We start from the raw sequence: 16,056 nt of genomic DNA, 5'->3' as shown, positions 1-16,056 counted from the left end.
TTTTCCTAGTGATCGCGTACGCCAGGCTTGAACCTGGAGCACGTGTGCTGAGGACTCCGGCTTTCGCTGCCCAGCTAGGGTTCTCAACTGCAGCCCGGCTCTGTTAACGCTCTGGCCGGGCCGGGCTGCCCCTTTTGCGCTACCGAGGGCGAGAGCAGCCGCTGCGGTCTTTGGCGTCGTCATCTCGGTGTGGCGACGGTGACGCGGATCATGACGCCGCACGGCCCCTCGGGTGTGTACTCGAGTTCGCCGTACATGCCGCCGTCAGCAGAGGGGAGCAGGTCGATGCCGAGGTAGTTGGCCCAGATGCGTAGCCGTTCCACCCGCTGCGTGTAGGTGACCCCTTCGGCGCGCGGGAGTTCGCCATGCAGATGTCCCATTGTGTCTACGGCCCACGCGAGTGGTACGTATGCGGGGGTGGAGTTTTCGAAGCTGGCGTCGTAGATGTCTCCGGCCCACAAGCTCAGCAACTGCGCGGCCGCACGCTGTCGGTGACGGTCAAGTCCGCTCATAGTGGCGACACTACCGAGTGGAGAATCCGCTCCGGTTGAAGACACCGGCTTCCGAGCGTGGCATGTCTAGACCCTCTACCATCCTGCAGACATGACCCGGGCCTGGAACCATCCTGAGCTGGTCTCATCAACAGCGGGACAGCGTAGCCCGCCCGCGCGTCAGGACCGGCCACAACCGTGACCAGGGCCTGCATCCTATGTTGCCTGGTATCGCCTGATGGCAGGCTTCCTGTTCATCAACTGTAGGCCGTATCGGACCCGCTGGTCACATCGTTTACACCATGCGCGTCGGTCTAGCTCGCCCGCCGTGGCTGGCGCGCAACACAGCTGAGGGTCCTACTTTCGCCATGGGTGCGGTCCCTCACGCGCGGCCAGGGCGGGAAGTCGGCGGGCATCGCCTGCCGCTTGATGCCGTTGTTGACGATGTAGCGCACCGCATCGATTATCTGCCGGTGGCAGTAGCCCTCTGGTCAGCCTCCCTGGCCCGCCAGCCAGTCCGGAACCGGCAGCAGATTCTTCACCAGAGCCCATTCGGAGTCGCTCGTGTCCGAGCCGTACCAGGGCTGACGATCCGGCTGGTCGGCCGCGTTCCCGAACCTGTGGGCGAGGCAGTCACACCTACGGGTGGACGAACTGGACTGGGTGACCACGACCAAGCGGCACTTCAACAACAGGGCCTTTTGATTCTCGCTGGACTCGACATCGGCGAGCTACCAAGAGGCCCTTTTTCCATGCACCCGCACCAGACAACTCACCCGAACCAGGGCCCCGTTCGAAGCCGTACGACCACGCGAGCGAATAGAGAACAGTCAGTTAGGCTTGCCAGGTTTGTCCATGCTCAGCACCAACGACGCGCTCATGTTCCAATCGGGCGGCTTCGAGGAGGCGGCGCCAGGACGTGACCAGGGGGCGACGGCGCAAAAGAGCCCGTCGTTCGCGTTCAGTCATACCACCCCAGATCCCGTACTCGATACGGTGATCGAGTGCATGGGCAAGGCACTCGGTGCGCACAGGACACCGGCTGCAGATGACTTTGGCTCTGTTCTGCGCTGCACCCTCAGCGAACAGCTCCTCCGGAGCAGCAGTACGGCACGACGCTCGCGCACCCCAGGCTTCCTGATCGTCCCCGACCACCCCGACACCGTCCTCTCCTGTTCCGACCAGCCGCCGTCGTTTGGGCAGTCGTAGTCCGCAAACCGTACGGCAACTGCGTGCGCCATTGGTGATCGTCTTATGGCCGCTATTCGGCCAGTGGCTCAGTAGCCGACTATCGCCGAATGGATGCGGACCGAGAAACGCCGGGGGTCCGGGTCTGTCCGCCTCGCTGACCCGCACGGGCGATGGCCTCGAGGTGGTTGGGACAGAGCCCGGTTCAGGCGCCCTCTTCTTCGCCCTTTGCACGGCGTGCGGGACCAGACCGAAGACCACGCTGTCAACGATCACCCGCACGGTGACAAAGTGGAACATCCGCGTACTCGAGACGTGAAAGAACGCCGAGCGTTCCTGCCGACAGTTCCTCGCCTAGGCCCCGCATAGGGTTGTTCCCATGCAGATGCCGATGTTGCTGTGTCCGTTTTTCAGCAGCTAGACGTCCGGGTGGACGTGCAATGCTTCAGCGCTGAACGGATGGAGCACTACAGGAAAGCGCTTTCGATCCTCCCTCTGTGGCAATGGCTGAGTGCCGCCGACGGAGTCTGGTGGCCTCGGAGATGCGCACTTCGGCCCGTGCGGGTCCCAGAGAAGGTGCGTTTGACTCCTCGCGGACTCGACCCGCAACTGCAATAGCGGCTGTTGTGAGTCGGATTGTGGTAGAGGTGGTCCGCAGCCGGAGTGTTCGCAAGCTTTACGGCTCTACGGGCACCAGAGGCCAGTCCTCTGTTTACGCCGGCCCCGTTCCATGGGCGTGAGCAGGAACGCGACCTCGCACTTCTGTCCATCTCTGGGCGGCCGGCGTGCTCCCCGCGCGATCAGGATTGCCGCGCCAGGAGCATTCCGACGCCCGGCCTGGCACCCGACACTGGTGCATCAGTGCTGGCCCGATCACCCGCATAGGGCGGCGGTGTCCATGTCTGCGCCGCCAGGTCCGGCTCGATGAGGGACGGCTCACCATTGATGGCTTAGAGCGCTTGGTGGGGTGACAACCGTCCCTCATGCAGTCTGCATTGCAGGAAGTTCTGGCCCAGTTTCGCCATCCTTGAGGTCTGAGAGTGACGTCCTCCGCACTGGGTCGCGGTGCTGTCGGCACATTCGTAGCCGCGTGCCCGTCTCAGCTCTGCTGCTGGGCGCTCCAGAGCTGCCACACCGTCGTTCGCACCGAGCGGGGCTGCTCGAGAACTACACGCACCGCGTGAGCGACGTCGTCGGAACGCAGGTATGCGTCGAGTTCGGGAGAACCCTCCTCACGGCCGGCGCCGATGGCGAATTCGGTCGCGGTGCCGGCCGGGCAGATCAAGGTCACCCGGGTGCCTTCAGCGCGCAGTTCGCGGTCGAGGGCACCGGCGAGGCCGACCTGCGCAAACTTTGTGCCCGCGTAGACTGCCTCGTCGGCTCCTCCCCGGAAGCCGGCCACCGAGCTGACGATCACGATGTCGCCGCCGTCGCCTTGGGCGCGGAAGCGGCGCACCGCGGAGCGCACCGTCCACACGGTGGCCAGGTAGTTGGTCTCCACCATCTCGCGCAGGTGGTCGTCCTCGAGGTCCAGGATGCCGCCGTAGGCGCCTATTCCCGCGTTGGCGACTACGGTGTCGATCCGGCCCCACCGATCCACTGCTTCGGCGACCAGGGTCTCGTTGAATCCAGGGTCTCGAACGTCCCCTGCTACCGCGACAACGTTTTCCTCACCCAGTTCGTCGACGAGCTCATCGAGCCGCTCCTTGCGGCGCGCGCCCAGCACGACCCGGGCTCCGGCATCGACCAGGGTACGAGCGGTTGCCGCACCGATGCCGGCGCTAGCTCCGGTGATCACGGCGACAGTCTTGTCGATCGCTCGCGTGGCGCTGTAAGTCATGTGGTCTCCCAGTGATGGAAGCAGGAATGTCTACTCCCGGTCGGCTTGATGCTTTGATCGCCGCTCATCGGCGTCTCGCCAGCGTAGATGCTCCATCTCGGCACAACAGGGGTGAGGACGGCCGAGGGCAGGACGCCGTTCGAGGCGAGTGCCAGAACATGGCAGGCAGCGATTCGATCCGAACATGACATGTCGCATACAGAACCCCTGGTTCGGACCTTCGGGCGAGTGTTTGGCCGACGCCAGGTCAACTGGCAGCGGCTGCCAGGGGATCGACATGGGCCTGATCCGGCGTCACGGCTGCCGAGGTTCAGCTCATCGGGCCGCGTCCAGGGCGGCCGTCCGTCACCGGACTGTCCTGCGAGATACGCGCCGATGCCTCATCGCTGCTATGTCGACACGAAGAGTAACGAGAAGATGGCCCTTTCGGGCAAGAGGAGAGAGTCTTTAGGGCGCGCCTTCAATTTTGCAGTGCTGCTTCTTTCACCACAGAAGATGCGTGATCCGGCGTGCAGCCGGACCGCCGACTGCGTGACGGGTCCGTCCCTCTGCCGGGGCCGAACGGGTCCCTATGCTGAGGGTGCCCGGCGTGGCGCCCTAGATGCCCACCCCGTCGCTGACCGGTCCGCACATGCGTTAAGCAATCGGCCAGTTGTGGAGATCTGCGGGGCTGGCCTCCGCACCTGTCCGCGCATCCTGCAAGCCAGCGGCACGCCAGGAGGTGATCGCGTCCCGAAGGCCTGTCGGTCACAGGATGACCGCGCGCCCCTCGGCTGATAGACCGAGCGCAAGTAGGCGGCTCTCCTCCAGGTCCACTGGTTCTCGTCAGCCCCAGCGCCGGGCGTTCGGCCGTGCAGGGGATGCCGACATCGTTGGATCACCGTCAGTGTTCGGCGGGAGAGAACAATCGGCACGGAGTCGAGCCCTCTCCCGATCGTCAACGTCCCACTCCGCGGGTACAGGACCAATGCCTGCGCTCAACACCAGCCCGGCCGCAGGCGGTGTGAGGAATTGAGGCCTCCACTCATGCCCGGGCGGTTCAACGAGCTGCTCAACTCGGCGCACTGACGGGCACCTCAGCGGCCGTGCAGGCTCTGCCTCTTGGAATCCAGGGCCGTCCCCTGAAGGTCAGTGATGTTCCGTTGCAAGTGCCGTGACCACGAACCGGACCAGCCGGCAACGACTCGATCCGGTTCCGCACATCAGGCCAGTGACCACTCCTCGGAAAGGCATATCCGAGCAACTGACCTGGCCGCTCAGTCAGTATTCGGCGCCGTCTACCCACGGAGCCGGGCTGTTGGGCCAAAGATCGGCACTGGACGCATCGTAGGGGGGCCAGTCCTCGCTGCGCGAAGAGGAGCCCACGACGCGCTGATCAGACACCTGCCCGGTCATCGATACAGGGTAGGTGGCAGACGAGTGCCGCTTTCGGTTACGTCCGGGCTCGGCAAATACGGAAGATCGGTCAGCTTTCGCACGCTTGGCCGGACCTTCGCCAAAACCCTCACCCGAAATGAAGAGCGGGTCAAACATGACCATCACCGCGGCAAGCAGCAGGAAGAGGAGAGGACCGAGAAGCATCGGGATCAGTACCTTGCCCAGTGGTGAACCCAAGTCGGGAGTGTCCTGTTCGTGCAGGTGCACGGTCAGACCCATCATCGCGGTGTAGTGCATACCGCTGACCGCTACCCCCATGACGAGACTGGCGCCGAGGCTGGGCAGGAATCCTCGGATGGTAACAGCGGCCCAGAGTGCGGCAGTTGCGGCCGCCACTGCAATGACCACTGAAGCGGTAACGACGAGAGGCTGGTACTGAAGAGTGCCATGGAATCTCATGCTGGCCATGCCGATGTAGTGCATGCCAGCCACGCCGAGGCCCATGGTGACTCCCGCCAGGCCGAGGCTGATACGCCCTGCGCCGAGGTACCCGACGATGAACACGCCCAGACTTACCACCGCAATGGCTACAGCCAGGCTGAGCAGTGTCAGCGGTACATCGTAGTTGATGGACACCTCCTCGACGTGGAAGCCGATCATCGCGATGAAGTGCATCGCCCAGATCCCGCATCCGAGCGCTACTGCACCCAGCGCGAGCCAGCCAGCCTTGAAGGATCGTTCCACCAAGAGGGAACGGGTGACACAGCGCAGCGCCAGGGCACCGCCCAGGCACGCCATGATGTAAGCCGATATGGGTGTGATCAACCCGTAGCTGAATCCGTTGACCGTGCCGTACATGACACCCCTTCGTGAAGATTAAGTGGAGACAGAGCTACAGGCATCCTCATGTTGTTGCAAGTTCAACAATTGAAGGGACTGCAAGCGGTGCACCATTGGCGTTGCCGCTCAACTTGATAGCACGAACACGGCAAGCAATAGATTTCCAGCATCGATGCCCAACCAGGCATGAAATTTTCCCGAATGTGCATCAATACCGAATCCTCGTCGCTTATTTTCAGCCAGTCGCCCTACAGTCACCCACCTGCGGCGACACGTGGGTTTCGCGACAGATAAAACACGTGACGCAGCTCACTGTTGACCATTTGGCGAATGTGAAATTAATGTCGGCGGAACTGAATTATTAAGTACCGGCAGAGCTAGGGAAAGCTGCTCCTCTCTGCAATCTGCGCCAACAGTCAACGGAGTTTCGTTAAGTGATGGCGACATCGAAAATTCCCTGTGCGGCGACGCAGGGCTCGCATAGGCATAGATCCCTGACCTGTTGTCGGCTTCCGAACGCCTCGCCACAATTGGACTAGGCAAGGTTTTCCAGTGACCCTGCTCTGTCGGCTTGTCCGCAGGTGCGGCCCGTTCGAGGGCTCTCCGCGAAACGAGCAGCCCACACCCTCTGAGCCGGAAAGCCGGGGCGAACCACCCGTCTAGGGAAACGGTGACGCGCCCCTGCCTGAAATTCCAAACTCTCCGGCATTGCGAAACAAAAAAATCCCGTTTCCCGCATATCCTTTTCTCGTGAAGGTCAATCCGTGCCTACCCCCCGAACAACAGCCGTCCGTCACTTGCGCACCGGAGTATTTCTGAAGTACCTGGAGTCCGTACAGGACCGGCTATGGGGCGTGGTGCAGACGGACGCAGACGCTGATGCGGCATACAACGTGCCGACGCCCGAGCGTGGGCGGGAACTGTTGAATCGGGGCGTACTAATCCGGTGCCTCCAGCTGCTTGCAGCTTCGAATCTCTTCGGCCTGCAGGAGGCGTAATGGAACCCCGCACCCACATGTCCCCGGACGGACTGCTCCAAGCCTCGGTCACTTCGACCGGCCTCGCTCTGGAGATACACCGGCAGGCTCTGCGCACACCGGGGGCAACTGCCCTCATCGACGGCGGCGTGCGCATGGACTACGCACAGCTCCAGACCGCGGCGGATGTCGTGGCCGAGACTCTGCGCCGCGAGGGAGTGACCGCCGGGCAGGCAGTGGCTGTGGCGCTGCCGCGTTCGTGGCAGTTGGTCTGTGTGATGCTGGGCATTCTGCGGATGGGTGCCCAGGTGGTGCCCGTGGATACGCAGAGCCCCGCTGATCGCCGCCGTTTCATACTGAAGGACTCCGCGGCAGCCGTCCTGGTGCATGCTGGCGTCGATACCGCACTGGAGCTTCCGCAGGGTTTGAAGGCACTCACCGTTGAGAGCGTGCTGGCCGAGGTCCCGGATGTCGGGATTCCGGTGCAGGCGCCATCCTCCGCGGGCAAGGCGTCCTTCCTGTTCTACACCTCCGGAACAACCGGACGTCCCAAGGGAGTCGAGGTACGTGACGCCGGCATCCTGCGGCTGGCCCGGCCCGGCTATATCCGCACCGAGCCCGCGCTGCGCTATGCCTGCCTGGCAAACCCGGCGTTTGACGCGCTGAGCTTCGAGGTCTGGGTTCCCCTGCTGACCGGTGGCTGTTGTGTGATCCTGCGAGAGGGGGACGTGGCGACGCCCGAGGGGTTCGCTGCGACGCTGCGGCGCGAGCAAGTGGACAGCCTCTTCATCACAACAGCACTGTTCAACGCAATGGTGTCGGCAGTACCTGACTGCTTCGCGTCGGTCGGTGAGGTCCTCGTGGGCGGTGAGCAGCTCAATGCTCGGGTGATTCGCCGCTGGTACCGGGACAATCCAGACAGTGACACTCGTTTGATCAACGTCTACGGGCCGACGGAGTCCAGCACCTTCGCCCTGTGCCACGTGATTCCACGGGACTTCGACGCCGACGTGGTCCCAATCGGCCGTCCCCTGCCAGGGACTGGTGCCGTCCTGGTGGTGCCGGGCCAGGAACGCGTCGCCGCGCCCGGCGAGGTCGCCGAACTTCTGCTGAGCGGTGACGGACTGGCGGCTGGGTACCGCAACCTGCCCGAGGAGACAGAGCGGCGTTTCGTACGACTCACGTGGCTCGACGGCGGTGCAGAGCAGTTCTACTGCACTGGTGATCTTGTGCGCGCAGACGATGAGGGTCGGGTGGAGTACATCGGACGCACCGACCGCCAGGTGAAGGTCCGCGGCTTCCGGATCGAGCCTGGCGAGGTGGAACGGCACGTCGTGGCCCACCCGGCGGTCCGACAGGCCTATGTGTGCACCCGGCGCGCTGGCCAGGAGGGGCCCAACGAACTGCTGGCGTTCCTCGTTCTGCGCCAGGAGCTGTCCTACGACGAATTCAGCAGCCACCTCACAGCGCACTTGCCCGCCTACATGCGCCCTCATCAGATTCACCTCGTCGAGGAACTGCCTCTCAACGCCAACGGCAAGGTCGACCAGGCCGCACTGGTGCAGCAGGCCGGCCAGCCCTGGCGGCCGGACGCTTCCGAGGCTGCGACCGCAACCGAAACCGAGCGCGAGGTCCTTCAGCTGGCCGAGGGCATTCTGGGGGCGACGGGCCTGACCCTTGCCGACCAGTGGATCGCCAGCGGCGGCGACTCGCTCAAAGCCCTGAAGTTCTCCTTCGCCGTCCGGCAGCGGTGGGGCTGTGACGTGACCCAGTCAGCCGTTCTGCACGGAGACCTGGCCGGCATCGTCCGGATTGTCACCGCAGGCCGCCCCGCAGAGGAAGGTGCGTACCCGGTGGCCAAGGTCACCGGAGCCCTCTCGGGCCCCGTAACGAGCGAGCAGGAGCGTCTGTGGCTTCTGCAGCGCCGCGCGCCCGGCTCCCGGGCGTACTCTGTCCACCAAGCTTTCCGCATAGACGGCCCCGTCGACGCCACCGCGCTGCGGCAGTCGCTGCGGACGGTGGTCGCACGTCATGCGGCCTTGCGGACAGGTTTCGTTCTGGGGCAGGAAGGCCTTCGGCAGCAGGTCGGCGCAGCCTACGACCCTTGGCATGATCCAGGCACACAGCGGCATTGGACCGAGCAAGAAGCGCACGCATACGCCGACGTCTTCTTCGCCGAATCGTTCGACCTGGCCGTGCCGCGCATGCTGCGTGCCTGCTGGCTGCCCGACGGTGACGGCGGAACACTGCTGCTGCATCTTCACCACATCGCCGTCGACGGCTGGTCGCTGAGCGTTCTGTTGCAGGACCTGTCCGCTGGATACGCCGACACTGCGCAGACCAGCGCAGGCCCAGATACGGCAACGGCTCCGAGCCCTCTCGACTTCGCCGCCTGGCAGAGCGAGTGGTTCGCGAAAGCGGCCTATGAGACACAGCGCAAGGAACTCCTGGCGCACTACCGCAGCCTGGAAGAGCCCCAGGACCCACTGCCCGTCCATGACAGCCGGCCGGCGCCCCGGGCGCGACTGCTGCACACTTCTCTCGACGTCGTACGCCGGGCTCAGGTGGACCAGGTCTGCGCCGAACTCGGCCTGACCCGTTTCCAGGTTCTGCTGGGCATATTCTCCTGGAGCCTGTACGGCGTCACCGGCCTGGTGCGCCCCCGCATCGCTGCACCAGTGGCCAACCGCCTGGTCCGCGAGTTCGAACACAGCGTGGGCATGATGGCGAACACCGTGCTGCTGCCCGTGGCAGTCGCGCCCAGCGAAGAGCTGCGTGCCCAGCTCATCCGCATGGGAGCCGAGAGCGGACGAGTGCTGCAACGTCAGGACGTGGCCCTCACGGACGTGCTGACCGGCGGGGAGGCCGTCGGCCACGAGACCCCATTCGACATCCTTTTTGTCCTGGAGAACACTGACTTCGAGGCACTGCGGCTGCCCGGCTGCACACAGAAGCCCCTGTGGTGGGCGGCGCCGGAGGCCAAGTGCCCGATGACGGTCTCCGTCCTCGAACACCCCGATGGGTTCGATCTGCTGTGGGAGTATGCCGAGGGCTTCTTCACCGATGAGTCCGTCGAAGCGATGGCTCAGCTGTTCCGTCGGGGTGTGGATGCTCTCGCCTCGGGAGGCCGCTCCACCGCACGGGAACTGGTCGCCCCCTTCCGCCGTTCCCTGCCCGCCCACGGACGCGGTCCCGCCCCGGAAGCAGGCTTCACCACCGTCGCCGAAGGTTTCGCACGTCAGGTTGCCCGTACCCCCCACTCCCCTGCCATCGTCACGGCCGACGGAAGTACCCTCAGCTACGCCACGCTCGACGCCCATGCCGCAGCTCTTGCTGCGGATCTCAAGACCCGCTACCCGATCCCCGCAGACGACAGTCCCTGCCGGGCAGCTCTGTACCTGGACCCGTCCGTCGAGCATGTAGTGGCCTTGCTGGCGCTGGCCCGCCTGAACATCACCGCCGTCCCCCTCGACCCGTCCTACCCGGCTGAAGTACTGCGTCATGTCCTGCAGCGACTCGACCCGCTGTGCGTACTGGTCACACCGTCCAGCACACCAGCGTTGGATGCCCTGCTCGCGGACGGCGTGGTCCGTTATCCCATCAGCCTCAGCAGCCTGGCACCCCAGCCGGGCCGTGGTGTGACGAGCTTGGACGACGAGTCCGCACGCTCAGGGAACCGGCCGCTGTACACACTCTTCACGTCCGGTTCCACTGGCGTCCCCAAGGGCGTGCAGATCTCCGACCGCACGCTGTGCAACCTGATCCAGTGGCAGTCCGGTCCTGGCGGATTGACGGCCCCGGCCGCCACACAGCAGTTCTCCATGCTGTCGTTCGACGTCTCTTTCCAGGAGATCTTCGGAACGCTGTGCACCGGCGGCAGCCTTCAGCTCATCCATCCCGCGTGGCGCCAGGACGCCCCCGCGCTCCTGGAACGGCTGGAGTCCGCCGGCACCGAGCGGATCTTCATGCCCTACGTGGCCCTGCAGCTACTCGCCGAGTACGGCGTTCGCACAGGCAGCTACCCCTCCCGACTCCGCGAAGTGGTGACTGCGGGCGAACAGTTGGTGTGTACCGACACCATCCGCCGGTGGTTCACCCAGCTGCCCGGCGCCCGTCTCTTCAACCACTACGGACCGACTGAGACCCATGTGGTCAGCTCACTGTGTCTGGAGGGCGACCCCCATCAGTGGCCTGAGCGGCCGGCCATTGGCCAGCCGGTGGCCGGTGCCGATCTGCGGGTGGTGGACTCCCACGGCGACCCGGTCCCGCCCGGCTGCACCGGCGAACTGTTGCTCGGCGGCACCATGACCACACGCTGCTACCTCGACGAACCCGGCCTTAACGACGAACGCTTCGTCGAGCTGCCAGGCGAAGGCCTGTTCTACCGCAGCGGCGACATGGCCTGGTTTGACCGTAACGGCCTGCTCCACTACGCAGGCCGCGACGACCAGCAGATCAAATTGAGCGGACACCGGCTGGAACTCGGATCTGTCGAGGCGGCGCTGCTGCGTCATCCTGCGGTGGTCAACGCCGTCGTCGCCGCAGACGGCGGCCGGCTGACGGCCTGCCTGGAGCTGCGTGGCGACACCCCGCAGACCGACGACCTGGCCTCCCATCTCTCGGCACTGCTGCCTTCCTACGTCCGCGTGGACCGTTTCCGCAGACTGCAGACACTGCCGCGCACTCCCAGCGGCAAGCTGGACCGCAAGGCGGCCCTGATTGCGCCGGGTGAGGAAATACGCCGTTCGGCAAGCGTTCGCTTCGGCCTCTCAGCGCAGGAGGCTCAGCTCACCGCTGTCTTCGAGACGGTGACCGGATCGCCGATCGAACCGGACCAGACCTTCTTCGAGGCAGGCGCCACCAGCCTCACCCTCATGCGCTTTCACCTGCGCTGCACCACAGAACTCGGCCTGCGTTTCAGCATCGCCGAGTTGTTCGAGCACGTCACCGTCCGTGCTCTGGCCCGCCATCTCGCTGGCGGGGACAGCCTCCCCAGCGGCGCTTCACCCACCGTCTCGGCCCCGCAGAGCAGCGCGCCCCTGGCGTCGGACGAGCCGATCGCGATTGTCGGCATGGCTGTGCGCGTACCCGGCGCTGCGGATCTGGCCGCCTTCTGGGACCTGGTCGTCTCGGGCGGCACCGGCATCCGGCGTTTCGACGCCCCGGACGGTGTCATCGGCGCGCACAGCACACTCGACGGGATGCTCGACTTCGATCCCGGTCACTTCGGCATCAGCCCACAAGAAGCACGCTTGATGGACCCCCAGCAACGTCACCTGCTGATGGCCTGTGTCCAGGCGTTGGCACACGCCGGCATCGCGGACACATCAAACACACGTGTAGGCCTAGTGGCCGGTGCCGGGGAGAACACCTACTTCCAGGACCTGCTGCGCGAGGCAGACCCTGCCCGGCTGCCCGACGGCTTCCAGCTTGCCCTGCACCACGAGAAGGACTTCCTGACTACCAAGGTGGCCTACCACCTCGGACTGACCGGGCCCGCCTTCAGCGCACAGACGGCCTGCTCCAGCTCTCTGGTCGCCGTGCACCTTGCGGCTGGCCTGCTCCGCCAGGCCGACGCCGACGTGATGCTCGCCGCAGGGGTACTCATCGATACGGGGCTGACCCGCGGCTACCGCTACCGCCCGCAGCACATCTTCTCCGCAGACGGGGACTGCAGGCCTTTCAGCGACGACGCCACTGGGACGGTCGGCGCGAGCGGGGTCGGGGTTGTAGTCCTCAAACCGCTACGGCAAGCGCTGCGTGACGGTGACACTGTCTATGCCCTCATCTCCGGGTCAGCGGTCAACAACGATGGTGCGGGCAAGATGAGTTACACAGCACCGTCGCTGGCCGGACAGCGTGAGGTGATCCAGGCTGCCCTGGCCCGCGCCGGACGCACCGGCAGGGACCTCGCCTACGTCGAAGCACATGGAACCGGAACCCGGTTGGGCGACCCCATCGAGGTAAGCGCGCTGCGCCAGGCGTTCGCTGTCCGCGAGTCCGGTGGCTGTGCACTCACCTCCGTCAAGAGCCAGCTCGGCCACATGGGCGCCGCTGCGGGCGTGGTAGGTCTCGTGCGCACCGTCCTGTCCCTGCACCATGACACCATCCCGCCCAACATCAACTTCCGCGCCTTCAACCCGGAGATCGGCACCGACCCCACCCCCTTCCACGTCCCCGTCCAGGCCGCCCCCTGGCCCGAAGGACGCGAACGGGTTGCCGCGGTCAGCAGTTTCGGTATCGGCGGCACCAACGCTCACGTCATCCTGGAAAAGGGCACCGGGAGCCGATCCGCCGCATCCGGCACGACATCGCAGTGCCTGGTCCTGTCCGCCTCTAGTACGGACGCCCTGACCGTCGACGCAGCCCGAATTGCCGACTACCTGCAGCAGCGGCCAGAGCAGTACGAGGCGGTGCTGCGCCACCTCCAGGCCGGGCGTCCGGCCCGGCGACTGCGAGCCGCGGCGCCTGTGGTAGACGCCGCTTCCGCGGTCCGCTGGCTGCGTTCGGTGGCCTCGGGGAACGTCGCACCTGGCGTCGAGGACCCGGACACTGCCCCGATTGCCGTTCACGGGCGTACAGCACACGACCTCGCCGAGGCATGGACGGCTGGCGGGGCGATCGACTGGCAGACCGGCCTCGTGCCGGCACCCTGGGACTTTCCTCCTCCGTCCTTCGCGCTCGCGGAGTACAACTTCGACCGCACGCCCAAGGCCGTCGCCGGGCGCCCCGAACGGCTGCCCCAGAACAACTGGCTGCACCAGCCGAGCTGGGTCCGCCTACGGCGGGCCGCCGGCATCAGACCCAACCCGGCAGCCGACCGCGCATCCCTCGTGGTGATCGTGGCGCCCGCCAGCACGCCGCTGGAAGCCTTCGCCCCCTTCGATTCCATCGCATCACGCGTGGTACGGGTGCACCCCTCCGACACGTTCAGCCGCACCGAGAAGGACGTCTTCGAGGCCGACCTCGCCGATCCCGCGTCTTTGCGCCTGCTGCTCGACGCGTTGTCCGAGGAAAGCGGCGAGGATCGCTTGACCGGCATGGAATGGGTGCACGCGCTGCCCCTGGATGTAGCCGGGCCCGTCGGGCCAGCCACGCTGGCACATGCCCGGCACGTGTGCCTGGACACAACCGCGTCCTTGGCCCAGGCATTCTCCGGCCGCAGCAGGTCGCCGCGCGTGTGGTGGCTGTCCTACAGCGCCCGTCCCGTGACCGGGCCGGTGGAGCGGCCCGAACTGGCGCTGCTGGCGGGACCGGTGGAGGTTGCCCATCAGGAGAGTGCACTGGCCGGCCACTGGCTGGACCTGCCCGACAACGACCTCACCCGCTGGGCCTCATCCGTGGCCACGATCATCGACGAAGCGCGCCGGGTGCCCCACGACCCGCCAGGCCCGGGCCTGCCCAGGCAGTTGGCGCTGCGGCAGGGCTACTGGTGGCGCGCGAGCACAATACCCATGGCCTTGCCGTCCGCCGCCGAGGTCGCCGTGCCTTCCGGTGACAACTCGGTTCACCTGGTTCTTGGCGGCACGGGTGGCATCGGCCGCGCCATCGCAGCCTGGCTGCTGGAGCACACCCGTGGCCAAGTGCTGCTGCTGTCACGAAATCCGCACGTGCCCGAAGACCTGACCCGCTGGGCCGATCGCATCAGGCTGGTCGCGGCGGACTTGGCGACCACTCCCGTGGACGAGGTGGCCGCGGCAGTCGCCGCGCTTACGCCGCGGCTGGATAGTGTGATCCATGCTGCTGGGCTGGGATTCGGCAGCCTGCTCGTACGACGCGACGCCACCGAGATGCGCGAGGCCGCCGCGGCCCGAGACAACGGCGCACTCGTCGTGGAGCACTTGATCAAGGCCTTCCATCCTGAGGTCGCGGTGTACTGCTCCTCGATGTCCGCCCTGCTCGGGGGTGTGGGCCAGAGCGATTACGCAGGCGGCGCAAGCCTTCTCGACGCGCTCACTCACCACCGCGCCGACGACAAGGACACCACGATCCGTATAGGAATCAACTGGGATATCTGGCGTGATACGGGAATGGCGACTCAGGTCCTGGCCTCGAACAGCCGCCATCAGGCCCATCTTGAGGTCGGTCTCACCGTTGAGGAGGGCAAAGCCGTATTCGCCCATGCCCTGGCCCTGCAACTGCCGCAACTTCTTGTCTCCACGACCGACATCGAAGCATCCCGCGTCTTCTACTCCCCAGCAGCGGAAGACCGCACGCAACCGTCTGCCGCTGTCGCTACACCGGCGCAGCGTGCGGGTGGCGCGTCGGGCACCGTGGCCGCAAGCAGCGCCGATCAACGAGCTCGCGCCATGGCCGAGGTGATCCAGGAGCTGCTGGGCGTGGACGAGCTGGACCCGGACGACTCGCTGTACAACCTTGGTGCGGATTCACTGACCTTGCTCACCCTGATCGCGCAGATCGAGGACGACTTCGGCGTCGAATTCGACCTGGCATCCTTCAGTCATCGGGTCAGCCTCAGCGAGGTCCTCAAGCACCTCGAGGAGTCTCTCGCACCCGCCGAGCCCACACCTATGGCAACCGAAGACATCGCTACTCCGGTGGCTTTGGACATCTGGCAGGAAGGAACCGGCTCGGCTGTCCTGTGCCTGGTGCACCCTGTGGGCGGCGACATCCAGGCCTACCGATCGCTGGTGGCCTCGCTCGGGCCCGAGCCCACCGTGTGTCTCATCGCAGACCCGGCACTCCGTAATGCAGATATGCCTGCATGGTCGGTGGCCGAACGCGCGCGCCGTTACGACGCCGCGCTCGGTGAACGTTTTAAGGGTGTCGACCGTCAACTGCACTTGGCCGGCTGGTCCTTCGGGGCCCGGGTAGCCATGGAGATGGCCAGCATCGCAGAGGTGCGCGGACGAGCGGTACAAGGGCTCTACCTGCTCGACCCGCCCCCGCCTCAGGCCGACGTCTTGGTCGCCTCATACGACGAGAGCCACCTTGAGACTGTGTTCGCCGCCGAACTCGGCAGCGGAGCATCCGCGTTGTCGAGCAACCACGCACAGGCCTACGCCGAACGACTGGCCCGCTGCTGCCGGGCAAATCTGCAGAGCCTGGGCGAGCACCAGGTGAAACCGCTCACCTATACCCCCACTGTTCTGTGGATGGCCGAACAGCCCACAGCGGGCGTACCCGCTCCCGGTGACCCGCAGGAGGCGAGCAGCCAGTGGGGTGCCCTCCTTCCCCGCTCCGCCGTGCGGCAGTCCCTGGCTACCGACCACTACGGAATCGTCGCGGCCCCGCACGTGCACGCCGTCGCCGAGGCCATCGTCTCTGCACTGGCGAAGTCGTCCACCAGTCACCAGCCCCATCGCGAGCCATAGAAGGAGAG

At 65.6% G+C, this 16,056-nt stretch carries 5 protein-coding genes and 1 pseudogene; 1 reads left to right on the top strand and 5 read right to left on the bottom strand.

All coding sequences use genetic code 11. The features are described from left to right. Positions 1 to 179: 179 nt before the first annotated feature. From ACICHK_RS43210 to ACICHK_RS43190, 5 genes and pseudogenes are all read right to left on the bottom strand, one after another. Positions 180 to 380, bottom strand: a complete 201-nt coding sequence (locus ACICHK_RS43210; RefSeq protein WP_406841820.1) for a hypothetical protein — start codon at positions 378 to 380, stop codon at positions 180 to 182. A 425-nt stretch (positions 381 to 805) separates the two neighbouring features. Beyond that, a pseudogene (locus ACICHK_RS43205) lies at positions 806 to 967 on the bottom strand (hypothetical protein); the annotation flags it as partial. A 358-nt stretch (positions 968 to 1,325) separates the two neighbouring features. Then, positions 1,326 to 1,694 carry a WhiB family transcriptional regulator gene (locus tag ACICHK_RS43200; protein WP_406841924.1) on the bottom strand — a complete coding sequence of 123 codons (369 nt, stop codon included), beginning with the start codon at positions 1,692 to 1,694 and terminating at the stop codon, positions 1,326 to 1,328. A 1,084-nt stretch (positions 1,695 to 2,778) separates the two neighbouring features. Then, on the bottom strand, positions 2,779 to 3,519 hold the full coding sequence (locus ACICHK_RS43195; RefSeq protein WP_406841819.1) for an SDR family oxidoreductase: 741 nt from the start codon (positions 3,517 to 3,519) through the stop codon (positions 2,779 to 2,781). A gap of 1,260 nt (positions 3,520 to 4,779) precedes the next feature. Then, positions 4,780 to 5,754 (bottom strand): MHYT domain-containing protein, encoded by a 975-nt coding sequence (locus tag ACICHK_RS43190; protein WP_406841818.1) that lies wholly within the window; start codon positions 5,752 to 5,754, stop codon positions 4,780 to 4,782. Positions 5,755 to 6,733: 979 nt separating this feature from the next. Between ACICHK_RS43190 and ACICHK_RS43185 the strand changes: the two genes are divergently transcribed. Beyond that, positions 6,734 to 16,048: an amino acid adenylation domain-containing protein gene (locus tag ACICHK_RS43185; RefSeq protein WP_406841817.1), complete on the top strand. Its 9,315-nt coding sequence runs from the start codon at positions 6,734 to 6,736 to the stop codon at positions 16,046 to 16,048. Positions 16,049 to 16,056 lie beyond the last annotated feature (8 nt).

It is taken from the genome of Streptomyces sp. AHU1 (assembly GCF_045343905.1).
Lineage (GTDB): Bacteria > Actinomycetota > Actinomycetes > Streptomycetales > Streptomycetaceae > Streptomyces > Streptomyces triticiradicis.
This window is presented reverse-complemented; position numbering and strand designations above follow the sequence as displayed.

What these genes read in the sequence shown, in the direction of transcription:
- ACICHK_RS43195 (WP_406841819.1), bottom strand. Translation starts at nt 3,519, where the DNA reads ATGACTTACAGCGCCACGCGAGCGATCGACAAGACTGTCGCCGTGATC.
- ACICHK_RS43185 (WP_406841817.1), top strand. Translation starts at nt 6,734, where the DNA reads ATGGAACCCCGCACCCACATGTCCCCGGACGGACTGCTCCAAGCCTCG.
- ACICHK_RS43190 (WP_406841818.1), bottom strand. Translation starts at nt 5,754, where the DNA reads ATGTACGGCACGGTCAACGGATTCAGCTACGGGTTGATCACACCCATA.
- ACICHK_RS43210 (WP_406841820.1), bottom strand. Translation starts at nt 380, where the DNA reads ATGGGACATCTGCATGGCGAACTCCCGCGCGCCGAAGGGGTCACCTAC.